This window comes from Lysinibacillus sp. FJAT-14222, from assembly GCF_001278875.1.
In the GTDB taxonomy this organism is placed as follows: Bacteria; Bacillota; Bacilli; order Bacillales_A; family Planococcaceae; genus Lysinibacillus; species Lysinibacillus agricola.
On the sequence record NZ_LIYL01000024.1, the window covers coordinates 62,024 to 85,958 of the forward strand.

Annotated in this window: 23 protein-coding genes; 7 read left to right on the plus strand and 16 right to left on the minus strand. The window is 38.3% G+C overall.

Annotated features, from left to right (window positions below):
• Positions 1-2: 2 nt before the first annotated feature.
• Positions 3-509, plus strand: a complete 507-nt coding sequence (locus AN161_RS12375; RefSeq protein WP_053594665.1) for a PaaI family thioesterase — start codon at positions 3-5, stop codon at positions 507-509.
• Here AN161_RS12375 and AN161_RS12380 read toward each other — a convergent pair.
• On the minus strand, positions 484-1,959 hold the full coding sequence (locus tag AN161_RS12380; RefSeq protein WP_053594666.1) for a UDP-N-acetylmuramoyl-L-alanyl-D-glutamate--2,6-diaminopimelate ligase: 1,476 nt from the start codon (positions 1,957-1,959) through the stop codon (positions 484-486). The genes AN161_RS12375 and AN161_RS12380 overlap by 26 nt on opposite strands.
• 328 nt (positions 1,960-2,287) lie before the next feature.
• The gene (locus tag AN161_RS12385) at positions 2,288-3,409 is read right to left on the minus strand and encodes a CAP domain-containing protein (RefSeq protein WP_053594667.1); all 1,122 of its coding nucleotides are present in this window, start codon (positions 3,407-3,409) and stop codon (positions 2,288-2,290) included.
• 149 nt (positions 3,410-3,558) lie between these two features.
• Between AN161_RS12385 and AN161_RS12390 the strand changes: the two genes are divergently transcribed.
• Both AN161_RS12390 and ytvI read left to right on the plus strand, forming a co-directional pair.
• Positions 3,559-3,924, plus strand: coding sequence for a YugN family protein (locus tag AN161_RS12390; protein ID WP_053594668.1), 366 nt, complete (start codon positions 3,559-3,561; stop codon positions 3,922-3,924).
• Between the two features lie 227 nt (positions 3,925-4,151).
• Positions 4,152-5,216 (plus strand): sporulation integral membrane protein YtvI, encoded by a 1,065-nt coding sequence (gene ytvI / locus AN161_RS12395; RefSeq protein WP_075807233.1) that lies wholly within the window; start codon positions 4,152-4,154, stop codon positions 5,214-5,216.
• Between the two features lie 121 nt (positions 5,217-5,337).
• Here ytvI and AN161_RS12400 read toward each other — a convergent pair whose 3' ends face one another.
• From AN161_RS12400 to cyoE, 7 genes are all read right to left on the minus strand, one after another.
• Complete coding sequence (locus AN161_RS12400; protein ID WP_053594669.1) at positions 5,338-5,799, minus strand: DUF420 domain-containing protein; 462 nt, start codon at positions 5,797-5,799, stop codon at positions 5,338-5,340.
• A 34-nt stretch (positions 5,800-5,833) separates the two neighbouring features.
• Complete coding sequence (gene ctaG / locus AN161_RS12405; protein WP_053594670.1) at positions 5,834-6,763, minus strand: cytochrome c oxidase assembly factor CtaG; 930 nt, start codon at positions 6,761-6,763, stop codon at positions 5,834-5,836.
• 599 nt (positions 6,764-7,362) lie between these two features.
• Positions 7,363-7,707, minus strand: a complete 345-nt coding sequence (locus AN161_RS12415; protein ID WP_053594672.1) for a cytochrome C oxidase subunit IV family protein — start codon at positions 7,705-7,707, stop codon at positions 7,363-7,365.
• Position 7,708: 1 nt separating this feature from the next.
• A complete protein-coding gene (locus tag AN161_RS12420) occupies positions 7,709-8,335 on the minus strand; it encodes a cytochrome (ubi)quinol oxidase subunit III (protein ID WP_053594673.1) in 627 nt (208 codons plus the stop codon).
• Positions 8,335-10,218 (minus strand): cytochrome c oxidase subunit I, encoded by a 1,884-nt coding sequence (ctaD, locus tag AN161_RS12425; protein ID WP_053594674.1) that lies wholly within the window; start codon positions 10,216-10,218, stop codon positions 8,335-8,337. The genes AN161_RS12420 and ctaD overlap by 1 nt, the downstream gene beginning before the upstream one ends.
• Positions 10,219-10,259: 41 nt before the next feature.
• On the minus strand, positions 10,260-11,348 hold the full coding sequence (coxB, locus tag AN161_RS12430; protein WP_053594675.1) for a cytochrome c oxidase subunit II: 1,089 nt from the start codon (positions 11,346-11,348) through the stop codon (positions 10,260-10,262).
• Between the two features lie 100 nt (positions 11,349-11,448).
• Positions 11,449-12,366 carry a heme o synthase gene (gene cyoE, locus AN161_RS12435; protein WP_053594676.1) on the minus strand — a complete coding sequence of 306 codons (918 nt, stop codon included), beginning with the start codon at positions 12,364-12,366 and terminating at the stop codon, positions 11,449-11,451.
• A gap of 336 nt (positions 12,367-12,702) precedes the next feature.
• Here cyoE and AN161_RS12440 point away from each other — a divergent pair, with 336 nt between their 5' ends.
• Both AN161_RS12440 and AN161_RS29645 read left to right on the plus strand, forming a co-directional pair.
• Positions 12,703-13,626, plus strand: a complete 924-nt coding sequence (locus AN161_RS12440; RefSeq protein WP_053594677.1) for a heme A synthase — start codon at positions 12,703-12,705, stop codon at positions 13,624-13,626.
• A gap of 303 nt (positions 13,627-13,929) precedes the next feature.
• Positions 13,930-14,079 carry a hypothetical protein gene (locus AN161_RS29645; protein WP_158003019.1) on the plus strand — a complete coding sequence of 50 codons (150 nt, stop codon included), beginning with the start codon at positions 13,930-13,932 and terminating at the stop codon, positions 14,077-14,079.
• 73 nt (positions 14,080-14,152) lie between these two features.
• Here the strand turns inward: AN161_RS29645 and pyc are convergent, their stop codons facing one another.
• The 3 genes from pyc to AN161_RS12455 are packed head-to-tail and all read right to left on the minus strand — an operon-like array spanning position 14,153 to position 19,126.
• Entirely contained in the window at positions 14,153-17,587 is a 3,435-nt protein-coding gene (gene pyc / locus AN161_RS12445) for a pyruvate carboxylase (RefSeq protein WP_053594678.1), read from the minus strand.
• A 12-nt stretch (positions 17,588-17,599) separates the two neighbouring features.
• Positions 17,600-18,784 carry an FtsW/RodA/SpoVE family cell cycle protein gene (locus tag AN161_RS12450; RefSeq protein ID WP_053594679.1) on the minus strand — a complete coding sequence of 395 codons (1,185 nt, stop codon included), beginning with the start codon at positions 18,782-18,784 and terminating at the stop codon, positions 17,600-17,602.
• A gap of 60 nt (positions 18,785-18,844) precedes the next feature.
• Complete coding sequence (locus tag AN161_RS12455) at positions 18,845-19,126, minus strand: YlaN family protein (RefSeq protein WP_004224778.1); 282 nt, start codon at positions 19,124-19,126, stop codon at positions 18,845-18,847.
• A gap of 182 nt (positions 19,127-19,308) precedes the next feature.
• On the opposite strand from AN161_RS12455, the gene AN161_RS12460 reads away from it, so the two are divergent.
• Together AN161_RS12460 and AN161_RS12465 are read left to right on the plus strand one after the other, a co-directional pair.
• On the plus strand, positions 19,309-19,809 hold the full coding sequence (locus AN161_RS12460; protein ID WP_053594680.1) for a hypothetical protein: 501 nt from the start codon (positions 19,309-19,311) through the stop codon (positions 19,807-19,809).
• 11 nt (positions 19,810-19,820) lie between these two features.
• Entirely contained in the window at positions 19,821-20,024 is a 204-nt protein-coding gene (locus tag AN161_RS12465) for a YlaI family protein (RefSeq protein WP_053594681.1), read from the plus strand.
• A 395-nt stretch (positions 20,025-20,419) separates the two neighbouring features.
• On the opposite strand, the gene AN161_RS28820 is transcribed toward AN161_RS12465, so the two are convergent.
• From AN161_RS28820 to AN161_RS12480, 4 genes are all read right to left on the minus strand, one after another.
• Positions 20,420-20,644 (minus strand): hypothetical protein, encoded by a 225-nt coding sequence (locus AN161_RS28820; RefSeq protein WP_143114770.1) that lies wholly within the window; start codon positions 20,642-20,644, stop codon positions 20,420-20,422.
• 622 nt (positions 20,645-21,266) lie between these two features.
• Positions 21,267-22,061 carry an ABC transporter permease gene (locus AN161_RS12470; protein WP_053594682.1) on the minus strand — a complete coding sequence of 265 codons (795 nt, stop codon included), beginning with the start codon at positions 22,059-22,061 and terminating at the stop codon, positions 21,267-21,269.
• On the minus strand, positions 22,054-22,821 hold the full coding sequence (locus AN161_RS12475) for an ABC transporter ATP-binding protein (RefSeq protein WP_053594683.1): 768 nt from the start codon (positions 22,819-22,821) through the stop codon (positions 22,054-22,056). Before AN161_RS12475 ends, AN161_RS12470 begins: the two co-directional genes overlap by 8 nt.
• 1 nt (position 22,822) lies before the next feature.
• Positions 22,823-23,815: an ABC transporter substrate-binding protein gene (locus tag AN161_RS12480; protein ID WP_053594684.1), complete on the minus strand. Its 993-nt coding sequence runs from the start codon at positions 23,813-23,815 to the stop codon at positions 22,823-22,825.
• Positions 23,816-23,935 lie beyond the last annotated feature (120 nt).

Below are 23,935 nucleotides of genomic sequence, written 5' to 3' on the forward strand. Positions count from 1 at the left end.
AATTGGTAACATCATCTAAAGGACAAATAGAAGAATTATTAGCAGATATTTTACAACATAGTACAGCTGAAGATGAGGAAGTTTTACTGCATTTATTGTCTGGACTTCGTGATAAACAACAAGGTATTCATCGCCGTTATATTAATGCTGCCTTACATATGGTGGGTAAGTTTGAGCCTGAGGTCAGCGAGGTTCGTATCCCTATTACACCCGTTATCCATAATACAATTAAGGTCCCACATGGAGGGATAATTGCAACAATTGCGGATGCAGCAATGGGAGGACTTGCTTCGCGTTCGGTACCAGAAGGCTTTAATGTTGTCACAACAAATATCAATGTCTCTTATATTGCCACAACAACTAACAAAGAACTAATCGCTCGTGGACGTTTCGTACATAAAGGGCGTCAAACACTTGTGATGGAATGTGATATCGAGGATGAGACTGGACGCAAACTTGCTATTGCGACTGCTTCTTTCTTCGTCATTCAACGCCGTCCTCAGTCATAATATTTAAAAAGTAGTCTCGAATACATTGTTGATCGGAAAAAGGGAATTTTTGATTTTTTATTTGTTGGGTCTGTTCATGCCCTTTTCCGGCAACAAGTACAATATCTCCTTTTTCTGCCTTTGCTAATGCCTGATGAATGGCGACTTTTCGATCTAAAAAGATTTCATAATATTGCTGTTCAGTAAAACCAGCAATAATACTTTCATTAATTAAGATAGGGTCTTCATCGCGTGGATTATCGGTTGTTAAAAAAATGACATCTGCATACTTACTAGCTACAGCTCCCATCGCAAAACGTTTTGCCTTATCTCGATTTCCCCCACAGCTAAATACAAGGTAAAGAGTTTTCGAGCGATCAAAAGTTTGCAAAACTGCCTGTAGTGCCTCTGCAGTATGCGCGTAATCTACATACACATCAAGTCCAAATGGATTGTCAATTTTCTCAAGTCTTCCTTCTGGTAGCTTTAACGACCACATATGCTCAGCTATCTCTTCAATGGAGAAACCTAGACGCCATAAAGCCATTAACGCTGCTACAGCATTTTGCACATGATACTTTCCAACGAAAGGGATTTCTACAATATGCTCACTCGATGACGTTTGTAAACAAAGTACCGTTTTTCCAATTGATTCACTGACAATTTGGATATGTAAATCATTATGATTATCAAAGCCAAATGAACAGGATTTTTTCTTATCATAAATACCGACAGAACGGCAAAAATTATCGTCTCCATTTAGCACTAGCTTTTTTGATAAATCTGCCAGCCTTTTTTTCGCACGCTTATATGCCTCAAGTCCTCCATGATCCTCTAAATGGTCCTCCGATAAATTTAAAAAGACGCCACAATCGATGTCACAATGATCAAGTCGATGTTGCTGTAGCCCCATTGATGAAGCTTCCAAAACAACATGTGTAACACCATTTCGTACACATTGCTTTAAAATCGGATGCAACTCTTTTGCCTGCAATGTTGTTAATTGCTCATATATCGTTTGTTGTTTCTGTCCATTGATGAATAATCCTACAGTTCCAATAACTGCTACATTTTTATGTAAAGCTCTTAACAATTGGCTCACAAAATGGCTCACTGTTGTTTTACCATTTGTACCTGTAATCGCAATTACTGTTAATGCTTCTGCTGGAAAGGCTGAAAGCTTTGCACTCGCATACGATAAAAATAAGGATGTATTTGGAACCCAAACAGAAGGAATATTTTGATCGATAATAGGTAGTGAAATACTTTCCTCTGATACAATGGCGGCAGCACCTCGTGCTATTGCTTCTTTTACAAAACGACTTCCCGTTGTTTTCTTGCCCTTGCGAACAATAAAAATATCTCCTGGCTTTATTGCCTGTGCATAATCCTCAACACCCGTAATACTTGTGCGGATAGATCCTCCAGTCACGCTACATGGCCAGTCTTTCAATAGCTCAGCTAATTGCAAGCTTCATTCCCCCTTTCAGTTCTCTATCATATGACGGCGAATGTAACGGTGTTACGAAAAATGTAGATGCTCTATGTTATAGTGGTCTACACCGCTGCTCATCTTTTTTCGCAAAAGCATAAGATTTTAGAAAATGAAAAGACTGAAGATAAACTTGATTTCGCCAAGTTTACCTTCAGTCTCAGATTTCTATTTTATCCCGTATTAACGAGCGTTACGATTCCCACCTCAAAATTCAGCGAAAGCAAAGAAGAGATTACCTACCTGTAAAAGCTCGATTGATGAAGACTAACAATCAGCGGGGAAGAAAACCCCACTGATTAAAATTTCATGGTGATGATTCATCAATATTTTCTTCCGGTTCCTCAGAGTCCTTATTCTCACTATCCAGTTTCTGAGAAGAAGGTTCTAAGAATATTTGCGTATAATAGTTTAAAAATACTCCAGATCCAACTGTAGTATATTTATCATTTAAGATAACTTTTCGATGCTCAGGTGAATTGAGCCAGCCATGCATTGCTTCGATAGCATCAAAATAATCAGTCGCAAGATTTTCATTCGCCTCACTATATTCGATTCCCTGTGTTTCTAATCTCTTTTTTAAATCTCCATTTGTTGGTGATTCATGTCCAAGAAAATTTTGAACCTTCATATCTTCACTATGCATTTTTGCAACTTCCTCTATTGATTCATCAATTTCTAATGCAGGTAAATCATGATAAACCCTTGTTACATTTATTAAATCGTCAAGCTGCGCAGCATTCGCTACATTGATTTCCTGCTGTAAAAAGGAAGACGGCGGTGTTGATGTAACAAGCTCTCCTTGATAGGTCATTTCATACGGTTGATGAAGAACTAGCGTTTCACTATTAGTAAAACGTATTCCTTGTAGCTCACTCGTTTCTCTATCTATATAGAGTTGTGCAAAAAGCCCATCGAATTTTACAAGCAATCGTGTTTGCATATCTTCTTCACTCATTGAGAAAATGAAAATATTTTCACCTACATTCGCAGTTACTTCATAATCAATAATTGTCATTCGGTATATGTCATCGCGCTTCTGACCAACCTTAAAAGGAGATGCATCCAAATCTTCGCCAGCAATGTAAACTTGTGTCACAACATTATTGTCAACGCCTACCATGAAAAATGTAGAAGATCTGGTATTATAGATCCACCAATCATATCCATAGGAGGATGGTTCCTTGCGTACTGGTTCACCATATTTCTCCAAAACCACCTTAGCTTCTTGACCGATTAATGTCGACATCCCACTTTTTGGACGTGTCGTTGCTCCCATTTCAGGCTGCTTTAACTCGGTTTTGGGAATAATATTTGAATTGGCATTCGGGCCTTTTAGTGGCTCGTTTTCCCGTGGTGTATTAAAAAACATAAAGCCAATCAACGCAATTGCAGCACATGCCATAAAAATGCGAAATAAAGCTTTCATACATGACTCCTTTTCATCACCATTATTCTGTAAGTTATTATATCAATTGTAATTGGGTTGACACAATGTTGTCATTGCAACAATGTCGAATATGCTCTATTATAAAAATGAGCGTATACTTTGTACGAGAACCTAAAGGAGGATTATAGATGTATTTTGAAAATACTAACCTTGAAAATTTAACAGCTGATCAAGAACTTATTGTAAGCGTCATGAAAAAAAATGGTTTAGAATGTGATGGCGGCTGGGACTACGAACGTATGACATTTGATAAGCGTTTCGATACTCGTGAGGGACGTTACTATCTACGTGTATTTGCATATGCAAAATCTGGTGATGTTGGTGCTCACGATGCAATCTTAACATTAATGAAACCAGCACTTGGTAAGTACTACTATCCACATGGTGTTGAGTATGGAGATGACGAAGTTTTCCCAGCACATCTTGTAAAAAAATGTGAAGAAATCTTAAAAAAGGTTAAATTAGACTTACAAGCTTTTGAAATTCATGCGTAATTTTAGATAGTTAATTCACGGTGCATGCTTGTCAATTAAACATTGAAATCATTTTTTATCATTTATCTGTTATACGTTGACAGGACAGAGTTAACATAAAGTTGGCAACAGCGTGCAGTGCAATAGCTATATCTGAAAAGACTGGTGGTCCAGTCTTTTTTATTTTGAGTAAAAATATTATTTCTTCTCATACTAACTATATCTTTTACATGATGTAGGTGAGATAAATGTTACAATTTTTCAAACGGCCCTTTTTTCGACATCCAATAATCGTAATAGCTATCGGAATTGCTATTTTCTGGTTTATATCCTTGTCATTACCAATACTACTTGCCTACGTAACTGCATTACTATTGGAACCTGTCATCACACGAATCAGTAAACGGTTCCGAAAAAAACGCAAAATAGTCGCATCCATTTTCTTTATGTTCTTTTCAAGTATAACTTTACTATTATGTATTCTCGTTATATTTATAAGCTGGAAACAATTTTCAACATTTATCATCCATATTCCAGAGTACCTCAATCAGCTGTCAGCACTGTGGATTCAAATACAATCCAAGCTTTCCAACTATACGTATCATTTACCCTTAGATCTTGTTATACAAATTCAACTTACGATAGCACGGGCTCTATCTTCAATCGAAAAATTCGCACTTTCTTTAACAAATGTGAATGTTTGGTCATCATTACTTACGCATATACCTTCACGATTGTTTGATATTTTTGTTTATTGGATTGTGTTATATATGCTTCTTTTAGAATTGCCAACTATCAATCGTAAAATCTTAGCGCCTATTCCCTTTCACTACCATCAAAAATTACTATTTATTGGACAACGTGTGAAACTTGCTTTATTTGGTTTTATGAAAGCACAATTTTTAGTTGGTATTTGCATTTTTGCTATAGCATTTGGAACCTTTTTTTTACTTAAAACACCATTCCCACTAATTTTAGCACTCTTATTAGTTATTTTAGATTTCATTCCTTTTTTAGATTCATTTATTTTGCTTATCCCTTGGGCGATATACAAAGTCTTTACAGGTGATTATATCTTTGCTGTTGTTCTAGTCGCACTAACAATCGTACAATTTTTAGTTCGACGTATGATTGAGCCTAGAGTTATCGGAAATAAAATTGGACTTTCTTCACTAACAACCTTTATTGCAATGTTTATCGGTTTTAAAGTATTTGGGTTTCTTGGTATTTTAATCGGCCCTTTACTCGTTGTCGTTGTTCTTTCTCTATTTAATCAAACATCCATAAAAAATCTCCCACCTTCTCAAGAATAAGGAGGGAGATTTTTTTAATTAATTATGTCTCGGCATAATTACGTCCGGAATCGGCTTCTTTCAGCGGATGTTTGGACACCTCTGAAAAGTGACTTAAAACCGCATTCATTTGCTGAAGAAGTTAAAAACCTAAAATAGCTTTAATGACAGATGTAGTTTCACCTGGTTCAAATAAAATATATAGTAATAAGTATACTAAAACCCCAGTAATAGCTACGAAGAACCAAATAATACTTGTAATCGGTCCAATACGACGGTGAAGCTTGATATTAGTCTTCAAACCAGAAATAATACTAACAATACCAAATACTGCTCCAGTTGTTGCAAGCGTAATATGGAAAATTAAGAAGAACGTATAATATGGTTTTATATTTTCTCCGCCACCAAACGCTGTGTTACCAATAAAGACTGTACGTGAAGCATAAATGATAAAGAAGATAAGTGCTGCAACGCCTGCTGCAAGCATTACTTTTTTATGTGCTTCTACTTTTCTTTTTACAATTAAGCCCCAACCAATAGCTACAAGTACAGCACTAATAACGATGAATGATGTACTTATAGTAGGCAAAATTTGCAATTCCATTCACAAAACCCCTTAACAAAGTAAATTTCTATTTTTACAATTGATGTTGCTGTTGGCTTTCCCATTTCTTTTGATGTTCTTTTAACGCATCAGCAGTAATTTTATCGGGATCCTTTTGCTCTGAACGATACCAATTAATAAAGATTGATCCAAGTAATACACCAAAAATAATCTCTTGTAAAATCTTCATTAAAACGCCGCCTAGTTGTTGATCGGCAACAGGTTTCATATCTGTGAAGAGCTCTGGTCCTGAAAGAGATAAACTAGATAATGTAGAAACTGGTACACAAAGTTCCATCGCCTTAAGCCATGCATCACCATTTGTATATGTTTCATACATAGCGTTTGGTGCAAAAATAATTAATGCACACGCAGGTGTAATTAATACCGCATTAGCAATGATGTAGGCTAATTTATACAAGGGTTTCATTTGCGGACTATCAGGCATTTTTTGAATTAAAGGCCAGTACATTAAAACAGCTGAAACAAATAATACAAAAGTATATGTACCATGTAAAGTTTCGTTTAATTTAATGTAATCTAATACTGCAGGTAAATGGTAGAAAGAAAATAAACCAATAAACACAAATATCGCAACGACAGGTAATGTCAAAACTTTAAATAAAGTTCTAACAACCGGTGCTTCAATCGCAACTTTCCATACCCACCAAGGAATCCCCTTTATTAAGAAAATCGGTACAAGTAACAACAAAATTGCCATTTGCACCATATGCATCGTAAACATAATGTGCGCCATTAAATCTATTGGAGATCCTTTAATAATATATATCGTTACCATTGCTAAGACAAAATAAATCGCCTCGCCCTTTTTCAAAGGCTCACTTACTTTAAAATCCTTGCGCCACTTTGTTGTGACTAAAAAATAGATGACTGTTATGAAAACAAGAACCCCTATTAGGTAAGGGCTCCATAAAGCTTGGAAACCAAATATACTAAGTGGCATACAGAACGCACTCCTTTAAACTTCAGTACTCCTATTATAGAACGCTTACAAACATTCTGCAATGAACGAAAGGTGAACAAATGACTATCCACATTATATTACTCGAACGAGCTAGGGCACCTATTGAAAAAATGTTAAAAACGATAAATCACCACATGAAAAGTATCTTATTTCGCGTGGCTCATCAGCAAAGTGTGGGGTTGATTTCCGTTCCGACTGGGCGTTTCCTGGGGGCGTCCAGTCGGAACGAAAATCAACTGATTCACATGACATACGTTTTAACAAAATGTCATCCAACTTTTAGTTTTATCGGATCACTTTCAGGAATTATCGCCCAACTTTTAAATTTTATCGACTAACTTTCACGTTTTATCACCCAACTTCTGAAATTTATCGACATCCACCTTCCAAAGAGCAAAAAAGGACTCACACACAAAACTGTATGTGAATCCTTTTACTTTATTATGTCTCCCAGTCGGAACGAAAATCACACTCACATGAATTATATTAATTCTTACCAGCTCATCACTAAATCGTGAACAGAACCCAAAAAGAAAAGCACGTTCCTACATAAAGTAGAGAACGTGCTTTTTTGGTGATTACCACCAAATAATTGTTAAAAATGCTAAGAAGAATGTAAATGCGATTAATATTCCCATCCACATGAAGAAGCCAATTACACCACCGAAGTGTGTTTTTTTGTCTTCTAAGTGCATGAAAGCGTAAAGTTGAAGAACAACTTGAACACCAGCAAGCAATAAAATGAGCGGTAATATTAAGTATTTAGAAAAATCAGCTGCAACTACAGCGAATGCGATAAACGTAAAGAAAATCATAATCGCAAAGTTGATTACTTGTTTACGCATATGAACGGCATTATGATGACGATCATACTCGTATTGTGCCTGAGACTTAGCAACTATAGGTGTATCGTGTGAAGACATATTATCCGATCACTCCCATCAAGTATACTACTGTAAAGATGAATACCCAAACTACGTCGATAAAGTGCCAGTATAAAGCAGCCACGAAGAATTTAGGCGCATTGTATAAGTTAAGACCACGTTTAGCATTACGAAGCATTAACGTAGCAATCCACACAAGACCTAAAGTTACGTGGAAACCATGTGTACCAACTAATGAATAAAACGCAGTTGCGAACGCAGATTGGTTAAATGTGAAACCAAGGCCTACATAGTGATTAAACTCATAGATTTCAAGAGCTAAGAATCCAAGACCTAAAACTAATGTAATCGCTAACCATGTTTGCATTCCTTTAAAGTTAAAGTTACGCATATGGTAAATTGCATAAACTGAAGTTAGTGAAGATGTTAAAAGTAACATCGTCATAGCAAATGCTAATGGTAATTCAAATAAATCTTGTGTTGTGAACTCCATGCCAGCAGGCCCTTTGTTCTTAAGCGCTAAGTAAGTAGCGAATAAACTTGCGAAAAGTACAACTTCACAGGCAAGGAAAATCCAGAAACCAACAACTTTATTTTTCCCTTCCATCGTAGCTTGTTCAGGATGATCTGGCCAAGTATGAGGAGTAAATTTAGTATTGAAATCCATTATTTATTTCCCCCTTTGCCGTAAAGTTGTTCTTCAATTTCAAGAATTTCTTCTTTGTGTAAGTGGAAGCCGTGATCGTCCTTAACAGAACGGAAAATCATAGCACCAAATGTAATTGCAAGACCAGCAATTAAAACATAAATTGACCACGATTTATCTGCATCTGGATTATAAAGAGCACCGAATGCCGCGATAAACAGCCCTAGAGAAATAACAAATGGGATAGCTGAGTTGTTTGGCATATGAATATCACCGATTGGTTCAGCAAATGTCATTTCTTTATTTCCTTCTTGTTTTTCAATCCACCATGGATCTAAACCACGAACAAGTGGTGTTTGACGGAAATTGTAGAATGGGATTGGTTGTGGAATTGACCATTCTAATGTACGTCCATCGCCCCATGGGTCGCGACCTGCTGGTTTGCCTTTGATTGACATTAAGCAGTTGATTACCATTAAGATAACCCCTACACCCATCATTAATGCACCGATTGTAGAGATATAGTTGAACTGATCCCAACCTTGACCTTCCATGTAAGTGAATACGCGACGTGGCATACCCATTAAACCTAAGAAGTGTTGAACGAAGAACGTTAAATGGAATCCGATAAAGAATACCCAGAACGTAATTTTACCAAGCGTTTCGTTTAACATACGGTTGAAGAAAATTGGCCAGTAGAAGTGTGCTGAACCAAATAACGCTGTTACAATACCACCAACGATTACGTAGTGGAAGTGAGCAACGATAAAGTAAGAATCGTGTAATTGGTAGTCAAGAGGTGCAGATGCTTGCATTACCCCTGTAACACCACCCGCAACGAATGACGGGATGAAACCAAGTGCATAAAGCATTGGTGTTGTAACTTTAATAGATCCGCCCCAAATAGTTAAGATCCAGTTGAATACTTTCATACCTGTTGGTACGGCAATCGCCATAGTTGCTACAGCAAAGATTGCGTTAGCTGTTGGCCCAAGACCAACTGTAAACATGTGGTGAGCCCAAACCATGAACCCTAAGAAACCGATTAAAATTGTTGCGAATACCATTGAAGAGTATCCGAATAAACGTTTACGAGAGAACGCTGGAATGATCTCAGAGAATAAACCAAATGCTGGTAATACTAAGATATAAACCTCTGGGTGTCCGAAGATCCAGAATAAGTGTTCCCAAATAATTGTGTTACCACCCATAGTATGGTCAAAGAAGTTACCACCGAACATACGGTCAAATAACATCATTAATAAACCAATTGTTAATGGAGGGAATGCGAATAGGATTAGTGCACTTGATACAAGCGCAGTCCAAGTGAATAATGGCATACGCATGAATGTCATACCTGGAGCACGCATTGTAATAATCGTAACGATAAAGTTAAGACCTGAAATTAATGTACCTGCCCCGGATATTTGTAAACCAAGAACATAGAAGTCAATACCATGTCCTGGAGAATATAAAGATAATGATGCATAAGAAGTCCAGCCCGCATCAGGAGCGCCACCCATAAAGAATGACAGGTGAAGGAATACTGCACCTAGGAAGAATAACCAGAACCCTAAAGAGTTAAGGAACGGGAATGCAACGTCACGCGCACCAATTTGTAATGGTACAAGCATGTTCATAAATGCGAATAGTAATGGAGTCGCAGCTAGGAATAACATTGTCGTTCCGTGCATTGTTAATAATTCATTGAAAAAACCAGCTGATATGAAATCGTTATTTGGTTTCATTAACTGAATACGCATTAATAACGCTTCAAAACCAGCGATAGCGAAGAACAATGTACCGGCTAATAAATACATTACTGCTAACTTTTTATGGTCAACAGTTGTAATGTAGTCCCAGACAGTTGCTCCAAAGCCCTTTTTCTGTGTGTATGAGCTCACAACTTTTACCTCCCTCAAAGTTTGTTACATAAAACTACAAATTATTTCTCAACAGATAAGCCCATGATATAAGTTGCTAGAGCTTGAATTTCTTCGTCAGTTAAGTCGCCGTATACTGGCGCAGTACCATCTGCGTTCATCATTAAGTTACCTGGCTTGAATTTCTCAGGGTTCTTAATCCAAGCTTTTAAGTTTTCTTCATTATGTTCTAAGAAACCAGCAACACGGTTACGGTCACCAAATGTAGTTAAGTTAGGACCCATTCCGCCTGAACCGCCTGAACCAGAAACAGCATGACAACCTAAACAGCTGTTAGCAAATGTTGCTTCACCAAGATCTGTTGAAGCTTTATCAGCCAATTTTCCTTCTGTTGCTTGCATTGAAGCTACCCATGCATCGAATGCTTCTGGGCTTAATGCTTTAACTTTGAAGTCCATTAATGCGTGTGAAGGACCACACAATTCAGCACATTTACCATAGAATACGCCGTCTTTAAGATCTTTTGATTCTTTATCAAATTCTAGATAGAATTTGTTTAAGTTATCTACGTTCGTATCCATTTTACCGCCTATAGCAGGAATCCAGAATGAGTGCTTAACATCGGCAGCTTTTAAGTTAAAGTAAACTTTTTCACCTGTTGGTACAACTAATTCTTGAGCTGTTACAATACCTTGATTAGGGTATTCAAACTCCCACCAATATAATTTCGCAGTTACATTTACTGTAAGTGCTGTTTTGTTACCATCTTCATCTACTTCGTCCATTGCAGCAACATCTGCAAATTTGTAAGTAGCCGTAACAACTGGTACAGCTAAGATTAATAATAAAATAATTGGAATAACTGTCCAAATTACTTCAAGAGTGTGACTTCCTTCTACTTGCTTAGGAATAACATTTTCGCCAACTTTTGAGCGGCGGAATTTTAAGAATGCAAGTAAATAGATAACGGATACTACTACTACAACTAACGTCATAATTCCAGTAGCTAACAGTAATAGATTGAATTGTTCTTTACCCACTTGACCAGATGGTTTCAGTGCAGAAATATGATCTTCACCACATCCTGAAAGGAAAACCATCATCACTGCTAGAAGTGAAAAAAGACGCCATTTTTTAAGCCCTTTCATCATAGCTTAATTAAACCCCTCTTTCTTTGTTGTATTTTCATGTGTACCTAGGACATTAGTTCTGTCTATATGAATTCTCTAGGAAAAGAAAGAATTCCTAAATTTAGCTAAACAACGCAAATATTATGATGGATACAAATAGTATGGTCATATGATTCAAAGAATAGATAAACATTTTATTTGCCCATTTCATATCATCTTTTGTAGTAAAGCCTTTAAAAGCTAGAATCAACCAGCCCAAGTTCAATGCAGTGGCAAGAATTAAGAAGCCAACGCCAAGCTCTGTTAAAAGGAAAGGTAACGGTAATAATAAAAGAATCCAGAATAACATTGAGTACTTCGTACGTTTAAATCCTTTTACTACAGGTAGCATTGGTATATTAGCTGCACGATATTCTTCAGTACGTTTCATAGCAAGCGCATAAAAATGCGGTGGTTGCCATGCAAACATGATTAGGAATAAGGCAAGTGCTCCTGAACCTAATGCAGGCTCAACAGCTGCAAACCCAATAACTGGTGGAATCGCCCCTGAAATACTTCCTACAATCGTGTTACTAACATGCTTCCTCTTTGACCACATTGAATACAGAACGACATAAGCAAATATTCCTACTAGTCCCCACATGCCGGCCGCAAACGATGCCGCAAATAACAAAATTTCACCTACAATTAAAAATGAGAGGGCAATGGTCAATACAAAATTCGGCTTAAATCTACCCGTTACTGTCGGTCTTGTCTTCGTTCTTTTCATGATTGGATCAATATCCTGATCAATAAAGTTATTCATTGCGCCTGAGCCACCTATAATTAATGCTGCACCCAGCATGGTGAACAATATGACATCAAGCTCTTGCAAGAAGTGTCTACTAGTAAATTGAAATGCCAGCCACATCCCTGTAAACGTTGTGACAAGATTCGAATTAACGATTCCAATTTTTATCAGTGCTAAGAAATCTTTTACAACAGATGTTGATTCTGGTCCACTATTTCTAGTAGCCGTCAGTGCACGACCGTTTGACATAATACCTCTCCTTTCATTTTTGTAAGCATATTCCGCTAACAATAACTATAGCGAAATTTGCGATTGATTTCTAGACATTAAGTGAAATTTAGATGAAGTTGTAAAAATTAGCTTTGTCTAGAAATATAATTAAAAACAACATATCTATAGTAAAACATTTTCTAAAATGAATTGTGAAGGTTAAAGCACGAAATTATGAACAATTTGTGAAATGGAATCGACATCTATTACTCCCTACTCTTTACAAGTTGTATTTTATCTGTATTTTCGATATTATCTAGTAGCAGAAACATTACTTTCATGTAATGTTGATAGATAAAGTAGGTGACTCATTTTATGCAACACAACAGGTATATGAAATGGTTTGCTGTTGCCGCTACAGTTGGAATGCTCCTTATCTTACTAGGAGGAGCACTTGTTACCAAAACAGATAGTGGCTTAGGCTGTGGTCGAAACTGGCCTGATTGTAATGGTTCTCTTATTCCAAAAGAAATTACACCAGAAGTCTTAATTGAATTTTCACATCGTCTTGTAACTGGTGTCGTATCAATCTCAATTCTTGTGTTAACAGTTTGGACATGGCGTAAACTTGGCCATATTCGCGAAGTAAAGTTATTAGGTTTCTTAGCGATGTTTTTCTTAATCGCACAGGCTCTTATTGGAGCTGCTCAAGTTTTATGGGGACAAGGTGATTTCATACTAGCACTTCACTTTGGGATTTCTCTTATTTCCTTTGCTGCTGTTCTCCTTCTTTCTATGATTGTATTTGAAGTGGATCGGAAATTTGATGCCGATAACGTTTTTATTGGTAAAAAGTTACGTTGGCATACGATTGCTGTCACAATTTATTCTTATTTAGTCGTTTATACAGGGGCGCTTGTTCGTCATACAGATTCTAGCTTAATATGTCCAGACTGGCCATTTTGCTATAACGAAACACCATTCGCACCTTTTAATAATATGTATGAATGGGTGCAAATGGGGCATCGCCTAGCTGTTCTTATCTTTTTCATTTGGATTGCATACATAACTTGGCATGTTGTAAAAGAATATAAAAACCAACGAGTTATTTACTACGGTTGGGTTATTGCCTTTACTATAGTAATTTTACAAGTGATTGCTGGTATGTTAGTAGTCCTAACTAAATTGAATTTAATCGTTGCATTACTTCATTCATTACTTATTTCAATTTTATTTGGTCTACTTTGCTACATGATAATGCTAGTTGCACGTAGCAATTATAATGAAAAAAACAAATAATAGTAGAAAAAGATTCGCCATATTTTTCAACGGCGAATCTTTTTTTTCAAACGCTTCTGCCTCAATAATATGTCAAACAATTTACAATTTTATTATTGAAAAATAGTAAATTAATAGGCACATCATCAAGTTGATTGGAGTGGAGGCTGGGCGATTCCTTGGGGATTAGCGTCACAGATGAGACCCTGGCGAGTAGGGGAACGAAGGCGTTATCACGTCCTGTGATAACGCCTTCGTGACCAACATCCTGTCGCTTCGCTTTCGCGCAAAAAAACATCTGTTGCCCCGACGCCCCAGGAAGCTTTGCTCTGTGCGAAAGCGAAGCGTCAGCAACAATTGTTTTATCTGTGCGAAAGCGTAGCGACAGCAACAACAAATGTTTTCTGTAGCGAAAGCAAAGCGGCAGCAACAAAGCGCCCAGCCGGAACGGAAATCAACCCTACATTATGGTGAAGAGCCAATATAACAAAATAAAAAAGGTTATTAGTATGCTATAAAGCCATCTAACAACCTTTTTTATTTTCAATTATTCAATTTCAATTAACAAATCACCTGTTGAAATGGCGTCGCCCGCACTTGCGTATACTTCTTTCACGACCCCATCTTTCGGTGCTTGGACGGTTGTTTCCATTTTCATTGCTTCGGTAATTAACAAGTGGTCTCCACGTTTGACAGAGCTTCCTTTCGATACGACTACTTTTAAGACCGTACCAGGCATCGTTGCCCCAATTTGATTTGGATTGCTTGGATCTGCCTTTAACGCTAGGCTGCCATCTACTTCGACAGTCATATCTTGAATCACCAGCTCACGGGATTGACCGTTTAACTCAAAGTACATGACACGCGTGCCATCATGCTGTGGTTCACCGATAGAGACAAGTTTAATAATCAGTGTTTTTCCTTTTTCGATCTCGACTTCAATTTCTTCACCTAGTTTTAACCCATAAAAGAATGTTGGTGTATCTAATACCGAAATATTGCCGAAGGAATCCACTGTTTTTGCAAACTCCTCAAACACTTTCGGATACAAAGCATACGCCAACACATCTTGCTTCGTCACGGGACGACTAAATTTCCCCTCCAGTACCGCCTTCAATTGCTCAAAATTCACAGGCTCCAGTAGCTCACCAGGACGTATCGTAATTGCCTCACGGTCCTTTAACACAACCTTTTGAAGTGCCTCTGGGAAGCCGCCATGCGGTTGTCCCAAATAGCCTTGGAAGAACTCAATCACAGAATCTGGGAAGTCAATAGTTTGCCCTCTTGTCAGTACAGAGCTTTCATCTAAATCGTTCTGCACCATAAATAACGCCATATCTCCGACTACTTTCGAAGATGGGGTTACTTTGACAATATCGCCAAATAGAAGGTTTACGCGGGAATACATGTGCTTCACTTCATCCCATCGATCACCAAGGCCCACTGCTTTGGCTTGCTGCTGCAAGTTACTATATTGGCCACCTGGCATCTCATGAACATAAATTTCAGAATGTGGACTGATCATGCCACTTTCGAAATCCTTATAATATTTACGCACGTCTTCCCAGTAATACGATAATTTTTCAAGCGCTTCGATATCGGCACGAACCTCACGCTTGCTGCCCTTCATTGCATAATACAAGGAGTTTGCACTTGGCTGTGATGTTAAGCCTGCCATCGAACCGAGCGCCGTATCAATGATATCCACCCCAGCCTCGATCGCCTTGGCATATAAATAAATGCCATTGCCACTTGTATCATGCGTATGCAGGTGGATTGGTAGACTTGTCGTCTCTTTTAACTCGGAAATTAAACGATACGCTGCCTCAGGCTTCAATAGTCCAGCCATATCTTTTATCGCTAAAATATGGGCACCTGCTGCCTCCAGCTCCTTCGCCATTTCCTTGTAGTATTGGACTGAATATTTCGCCCTTGTTTCATCAAAAATATCTCCTGTATAACAGATAGCAGCTTCAGCAATTTTACCAGACTGGCGTGCAGCATCAATTGCTACTTCCATGCCTTTAATCCAGTTCAAGCTATCGAAAATACGGAACACATCGATGCCGGATGCAGCTGATTCAGCGATAAACTCACGAATTAAATTGTCAGGGTAGTTCGTATAACCGACGGCATTCGCACCACGAAGTAGCATTTGGAATAGCACATTTGGTACTTGTTCACGTAGTTTGGCAAGACGCTCCCATGGGTCTTCTTTTAAGAAACGGTACGCCACATCAAACGTCGCGCCGCCCCACATTTCGAGCGAGAAGAAATCGTGCATCATGTGCGCTGTTGCGTCTGCAATTTCGAACATATCCTGTGAACGCACACGCGTAGCAAGCAGTGATTGGTGCGCATCACGGAAAGTTGTATCCGTTAACAGTACATCCTCTTGCGCTAGAATCCATTTCACAAGCCCCTCTGCTCCTTGGGCATCTAGAATCTGTTTTGTACCCGCTGGTGGCACGATTAATTTATCGACTTTCGAAATGCTCGGTTGCACAAAAATTGGCTTTGCTTTCTTCTCCACTCCAGGGAAACCATTGAGCGTCACATTACCAATATAGCTTAAGAGCTTTGTCCCACGGTCCTTACGCACAGGGAAATTAAATAGTTCAGGTGTTGTATCAATAAAGCTTGTATCGAAGGCACCCGTTAAAAATTCCTCGTGTGTCACAACATTATTTAAAAATGGAATATTCGTTTTTACCCCACGAATACGGAACTCTTTTAAATTGCGGTCCATTTTTGCTGCGGCTTCTTTAAACGTCATTCCTGATGTTGAAATTTTCACCAGTAGTGAATCATAGTACGGTGTTACTACAGCCCCTTGGAACCCATTACCGGCATCTAAGCGAACACCAAAACCACCGCTCGAACGGTACACCATAAGCTTTCCTGTATCCGGCATAAAGTCATTGGCTGGGTCTTCCGTTGTGACACGTGCTTGAATCGCATACCCAATCATTGGGACATCCGCCTGTTGCGGGATATGGATTTCCTCACTATGCAGACCGTAGCCTGCTGCCACTTTAATTTGGGCGTGCACGATATCGACACCCGTAATCATTTCAGTAATCGTATGCTCGACTTGAATACGAGGATTGACCTCGATGAAATAAAAATTCTCACCTGCGACTAAAAATTCTACTGTCCCTGCATTTATGTACGAGACATTGTTCATTAATTGAACCGCTGCATCGCAAATTCGATTTCTTAAATCTTCCGAAATTGAATTAGATGGTGCAATTTCAACAACCTTTTGATGACGACGTTGAATCGAGCAATCACGCTCATATAAATGAATGATATTGCCCTGTTGATCGCCAATAATTTGAACTTCAATATGCTTTGGCTTAATAATGGCCTTTTCTACATACACCTCATCAGAGCCAAATGCTGCCTTCGCCTCAGATTTTGCACGTTCATAGGAGGAAGCTAGCTCCTCTTTTGTATGAACAAGGCGCATTCCACGACCACCGCCGCCTAGTGCTGCCTTAATCATAATTGGATAGTCATATGCGCTAGCAAAAGCCTCTACCTCTGCTAAATTAGCTACCGGACCATCTGTACCAGGAATAACAGGAATACCTGCAGCAATTGCTTGTTCGCGCGCCTTAACCTTATCTCCAAACATATCTAAATGCTGGGAAGTTGGCCCAATGAAGACAATCCCCTCTTCTTCACATCGACGTGCAAATTCCACGTTTTCCGATAAAAAACCATAACCCGGATGAATCGCATCTACACCAGCATCTTTGGCAATCGTAATAATACCCTCAATATCTAAATAGGCATCGATTGGTTTCTTGCCCGCTCCCACTAAATAGGCCTCATCTGCTTTAAAGCGATGGAATGCCCCACTATCCTCCCGCGAATAAATGGCCACAGTTTGGATATTTAGCTCCGTACATGCCCGGAAAATACGAATTGCAATTTCTCCTCGATTGGCTACGAGAATTTTGTTGATTGATTCCATGGATATCCCCCTTTATGATTGTGTTTTTCTCCTTTCTATCTTTTCAAACATAGAAACATTCATCAATATTCCCATCGCTAAAGATAGAATAATTATAGATGTCCCGCCATAGCTAATAAAAGGTAGCGTTACACCGGTTAACGGGATTAACCCAGTTACACCCCCAAGATTGATAAACGATTGCCAGCCAATCCAGCTCGCAATACCTGCAGCAATCATACGTGCTAGTGGATCTTTCGTGCGCAACGCAATCGAAAATCCTTTATATACAATAAATCCCAAACCACCTAAAACGACAAGAACTCCCCAAATACCTAGCTCTTCCATAATAATCGCCATAATAAAATCAGTTTGTGGTTCAGGCAAATACCCTAATTTTTGAATGGACTGACCGAGACCTCTTCCCTCTAAACCGCCTCCGCCAATTGCATAATAACTATTGACAACCTGGTGACCACTACCACTTTCATAATTAAACGGGTTTATGTATGATTTAATACGGCCCATACGGTTATCCGTTAACATATCCCCTTTAAACAACCATAGTATACCAAAGATGACTCCTCCAAACGCACCCAATACCCCAAAAAACTTCCAAAATGTTTTAAACGGAATGCCACTAGCTGCTACAACACAAACAGCGATTCCACATAAAATAATACTTGCTCCTAAATCGGTTTCAAATGCAACACCAGCAACAACTAGAATCCAAAGGAATATTGGATAAAATATTTCAGTTGGTTGTAGCTTTTCAAGTGTATATTTTTGTCCTTTCCGATAAAAAGCAGCAGCAAAATATAAAATTATAAATAGCTTCGCATATTCAGAAGGCTGAAAGTTCCCAAAACCGGGGACGGAAATCCAACTTTTAGACCCTATTCCTGCTTCATCACCATTACCAGCAACTTTTACCCAAGTAAATAGTACAACTAATACAGCCGTTAGTATCAACATAACTTTTTTATTTGCATAATGCTTATACGGAAAAAATGCCGCTGCTAAAAATCCAAGAAAAGCTACAGTTAAATTGATTACTTGCTTGTGGTAATAATAATCTGGTGCCTTTCCTTTTATTGCAATCGCTACCATAATACTTGAGCTATAAATCATTATTAATCCAAATAAGCTTAACAATAGGACCGTAAAAAATAATGGGTAATCAAAATTTTGTGCATAACGTTTTAAGTATTGTTTCATCGGAAAACCTCATTCTAGAAAAAAAACTCAAATCGCAAATTGCGTTTGAGTTTTTTCTTTTTATTTGTCTGTATACGCGTCATGTAGTACAGAAAGTTCTTTCTCGAGTGAATCGAGAATTTCTTTGCCTTTTTCGCGTTCAATGAGTCCAAGCTTCACAGCAAAGTCAATTTCACGAGAAAGGCCGAACATTTGTGTATCTAATACTTCTTCATATAGAGGGCATTGTGGCATTGTTAAATGATCCATTTGTACTCGAATGAGGCGAGCAATTTTGTCTGCATCAGCAACTAAAAGCTCCAAAGCCTTCTCCTGAAAAGAAGTTTGTGATTTAGTATCCATGAGGACGCCCCCATTATCTGATATTTCTTCGATTCTATCTTAATAAAGTTTATCTTTTAGTCGTTAAAAATGCAAGTGTCTTCATTGGAAAATAGAGAAATCAAATTATATTTCTTTATTATCTCTAGTCATTAGCGTTATACTATTTCATGGATATACAAGATTTGAGGAGGATTTCTATTATGGAAACAATAATTCCTATCAAGGGCGCAGTTTCATTCCAATTAACATTAGATCCAACTGTTTGGATTTTCGATGATCGCAAATTAGATTTAAAAACGTACTTCGACACACAAGAAGTTGAGGAAGATTCCGATATTAAATATATGCGTGAGGTAGGCGCTCACTGGTCACGTGAGATTATGGAAGGAGCTACTTTCCCACCAACATTGAAATCAGAACGAAAATTTGACCGCAAAGGGATGGAAACAGGTACTTTCGGGATCGAATTAAGTCACTTCCTAAAGAATGCTGACATTAAACCTGAAGCGACAACAATCGTCATTGAATGTGAAGGTGGCAAAGAGTATCCATTTACAATCGAAGAAGCTCATACATTAATTTTAAAATACAGCCAAGATGGTAAGCCATTAATGGAAGATGGCCCTGTTTATGTGTTATTTAGAGACGGTTCAAATGTAGATAGCCCTATTAAAAATGTATTAGCTATTCGTGCTGAGTAGGAGGGAATGCAATGCGCGTAAAGTGCGTTATTTGCGATACAATTAACAATTTAGATGATAATTTACCGTTAGCTAAAAAATTACGCAATCGACCAATTCATACGTATATGTGTGAAACATGTCATGATCGTATTAAAGAAAATACGGTTACACGCATTGAAACCGGGAATTTCCGGTTTTATCGTACCTCTCCACAGATGGATGAAGAATTTTAACAAAACAGAAGGAGGTGACTCATTATTTGAGACACCTCTTTTATGTTGTTTAAAACTATTGTGTCAATAAAATTAAGGTGTCCTAATCAATTATGCCTCGGCATAATTGCGTCCAGAATCGGCTTTGTGCTTAGGCCTGCATGAGGGCCGACACGATGTCGGTCATTTCGGTAATGCCACAGGACGTGGCGTTTTTACCGATGCAGGTCAGTTAGCCGTCAAGGATGCGATGATTTTAGGCTAACATCCTATGTGAACTCCTTTCCGATTCCGTGACATCCTCCGGAGGCTTTGGGCCAACAAGATGTTGGTCACTCAGTCGTTGCCACAGGACGTGGCGTTCTTAGACTGAGTTCCTCTATTTCAGCGGGTGTTTGGACACCCGCTGAAATAAGTTAAATATAGTATGCTCTTCGGCAAAACGAGGGGTTGATTTCCGTTTCGACTGAGCGCTTTGTTGCTGACGCTTCGCTTTCGCACAGATAAAACAATTGTAGCTGCCGCTTTGCTTTCGCTACAGAAAACATTTGTTGTTGTTGCTGTCGCTTCGCTTTCGCACAGAGCAAAGCTTCCTGGGGGCGTCCGATGAGAGCCTTCGTTCCCCTATTGCTGATCCCCAAGGAGTCGCCCAGCCTTCACTTCAATCAACCACTTCACATAACATGCGTTTTAACAAAATGATATCCAACTTTTTAGTTTTATCGAAACACTTTCAGGCATTATCGACCAACTTTTAAATTTTATCGATAAACTTTCACGTTTTATCACCCAACTTTTAATTTTTATCGACTAACTTTCACGTTTTATCACCCAACTTTTAATTTTTATCGACATCCACCTTCCAAACAATTACGTCACTGTTATATCTGTTCAATTATGGTGCGTTGTCATAGCGTCCACTTTTGAAATGAATAAAATTTTTAAAAGCTCTACTCTACCTCTGATTGGAGTGGAAGGCTATTCGAGTGCTCCAATCGTTTCGCTTTGATCGCTGAGTAAAGCTTCCTTGTGAAAACAAGTAGCCTAGAATGAAAGCTACCCTCATCTAAAAAGCCACAACATTCACAAAAATTCCCTTGATCGCTTTGTTTTTCAACATTATGAAGAGGCTGGGACAAAACTTGTCAAAACCTTAAAAAGCGCGAGAAATCAATTTTAGAAACGTTGATTTTTCGCGCTTTTCTGATGTGAAATTTTTAAGTTTTTCTTTAAAAATATACATATCCCAGCCTCTTTAACCGTCTAACCATTATTTTTTATAATCGCCTTCTCAATCAACTCGACAACCTGATACATAATCGTCGCAAAAAAGGCGATGATGAGAAGTGACATAAGCACAAGATTAAAATTAAACACCTGGAAGCCATAAATAATTAAATAACCAAGCCCTTTTGAGGCGACTAAAAATTCACCAACTATGACACCTACCCAAGAAAGTCCTACATTTACTTTCAAAGTAGAAATAATCGTTGGGAAGGAAGCAGGTAAAATAACTTCTTTAAATATTTGCCATCTGGTTGCCCCAAAAGTTTGTAATACTTTGTTGTAGTTTGGATCAACCCCTTTAAAAGCCGTATAAACCACGATGGTTGTAATAATGATTGAAATCAACGCACCCATCGCTATAATAGAAAAATAACCAGGACCAAGGGCGACTATTAAAATGGGTCCTAAAGCAACTTTCGGCATAGCGTTTAAAATAACTAAATATGGATCAAGTACCTTTGATAGCATTGATGACCACCACAATACGGTTGCTATTAATGTACCCATTAGTGTTCCGGCAATAAAGCCAATAATCGTTTCCATTAAAGTAACACCAACGTGAAGTGTTAACGTACCATCGCTCACTTTTTCTACTAATGTTTGCCATACATGCGTTGGAGAACTAAAAATTAAACGGTCAATCCATCCAAATCTTGATAGAAGCTCCCACCCGCCGAAAAATAAGATTAAGATGATAAGCTGATATAATCGAACATAGCGCTTTTCTTTTTTTAGCATTTGCTGATACTGTTTAAACATTGTATTATCCAAGACTCTCCAGCTCCTTCCAAATATTTTGGAATATGTCTGAATACGCTGGATGCTGTCGAACATCAAAAGGTGAAAGCTCTTGTAACTCTGTAGGTATTTCAAATACTTTATGCAATGTACCTGGATTTGCAGAAAATAGAAATACCCGTTCACTCATCGCAATGGCTTCACCAATATCATGTGTCACAAGAACGGCAGTTTTTTGATAGGCCTTTAACGTTTCAACAACCAAGTCCTCCAGTTTTAATTTAGACTGATAATCAAGTGCCGAAAATGGTTCATCTAGCAATAAAATTTTAGGGTCCACCGCTAAAGTTCTAGCAAGGGCTACTCGTTGACGCATGCCACCAGATAACTCTCTCGGATAGTTGTTCCCAACATGCGGCAAACCAATTTCTTGCAAAAGTGCATTTGCCGTTACTTTATGAGTTTTATTGCTTCGTTCCATGATTTTCAAACCAATAGTGACATTTTCTTCGATGGTTTTCCAAGGGAATAAATAATCTTGCTGAAGCATGTAGCCAATGAGAGACTGATTGTGTGTTGAAATTTCCTCACCCTCAATGTATACCTTGCCTTCTGTAGACGAAAATAAGCCAGCAATAATTGATAATAACGTTGTTTTCCCACATCCGCTCGGTCCTATAAAAGAAACAAACTCACCTTCACGAATATCTAAATTGATATCACGTAAAACTTCCTTTGCCTGCGTTTTCGAAAAATAGCTATGGTGAATATTTTTTACTTCTAAAAATTCCATATTACTCAGCTGCCTTTTTAGCAAAGGTTGTATTCACAAGCTTTTCATAATCCACCCGTTGAGGAAGTTCACCTGCTTCCTCCATAATCGTTTGCAAGTTATCCCATTCCTCCTTCTCCAAAATAGGATCTGTAGCATAGGAACCCTGAGATTTATAACGCTCTACCACTGTTTCAATTAAAGCAACATCTACATTTTCAAAGTATGGCTGAATAATTTTCGCTACTTCAGCTGAACTCTCTTTTTGCACAAAATCCTGCGCTCGTTTCAATGCATTTGTAAAGCTTTGAACTGTCTTCGCTTTATCCTTCAAATAGCTACTTTTCGCCATAAACGATGTATAAGGTAAATGCCCAGATTCAGCACCAAATGAAGCAACAATATAGCCTTTACCTTCTTTCTCAAAGATGCTCGCAGTTGGTTCAAATAGCTGTACAAAGTCCCCTGTTCCAGAAGCAAAGGCCGTAGAAATATTAGCAAAATCAATGTTTTGAATGAGTGTTAAATCGTTCGCAGGGTCAATGCCATGCTTTTTTAGTACGAACTCACCCGCCATTTGTGGCATTCCGCCTTTACGTTGCCCTAAAAATGTAGAGCCTTTTAATTGATCCCAGGAAAAATTATCCATCTTTTCGCGCGCCACTAAAAATGTGCCATCTGTTTGTGTTAACTGTGCAAAATTTTGAATCGGATCATTGGAGCCCTGGAGCGTTACGTAGATGGAAGTTTCCGATCCAACTAAGGCAATATCAATTCCATCAGAAAGTAACGCCGTCATCGTCTTATCGCCACCTGCAATCGTTTGTACCTCAACAGAAAGTCCTTCGTCCTCGAAGAACCCTTTTTCAAGTGCTACATACTGCGGCGCATAGAAAATCGAGCGCGTCACTTCTCCAACCTTGACTTTTTCATGCTCCGTTTTATTACACGCCGTCAAAGAAAGGAGTAACAAAGCAAAAACACTAAATAATAAACCTCTTTTAAACCAACGCATTCCATTTCCTCCTTGATTGATGAAAATAAGCCTATCGACATTAACTTATTCATATCGGAAGATTTCGGTGCCTATATCTTTTAAAACTGTTCTACATCAAATGTTAGGTTGAGGTTCTAT